Origin of the sequence: Vibrio sp. 10N.222.49.C9 (assembly GCF_041474985.1) — a bacterium.
Classification (GTDB): Bacteria; Pseudomonadota; Gammaproteobacteria; order Enterobacterales; family Vibrionaceae; genus Vibrio; species Vibrio crassostreae_C.
The window spans coordinates 1-350 of sequence record NZ_JBFRVD010001056.1 but is presented as its reverse complement, the minus strand read 5'-3'; the positions used below and the strand labels follow the sequence as shown (position 1 = coordinate 350).

The following is a 350-nucleotide window of genomic DNA, read 5'->3' as shown; positions in this document are numbered from 1 at the left end:
ATTTTACACTCCGGGTACGGTAACTAAGACTAAAGCACACGTGCGTGATAGCGTTGACCTTAAACGTATCATGATCATGGTGTGGTTTGCTGTCTTCCCAGCAATGTTCTGGGGCATGTACAACACGGGTAACCAAGCGATCAGCGCTTTGACCTTCTTACACTCTGGTTCTGAACTGGCAGGTATTGTGGCAGGCAACTGGCACTACTGGCTAACAGAGATGCTCGGTGGCACCATAAGTGCTGAGGCCGGGTGGGGCAGTAAGATGTTGCTCGGTGCAACCTACTTCTTACCTATCTATGCCACGGTATTTATCGTAGGTGGTTTCTGGGAAGTTTTATTCTGTATCG

The 350-nt window shown here is 48.9% G+C and carries 1 protein-coding gene; it reads left to right on the top strand.

Annotation, left to right across the window (positions count from 1 at the left end):
* The coding region (locus AB4585_RS26875) for an RnfABCDGE type electron transport complex subunit D (RefSeq protein ID WP_372171787.1) at positions 1–350 on the top strand (350 nt) is incomplete at both ends.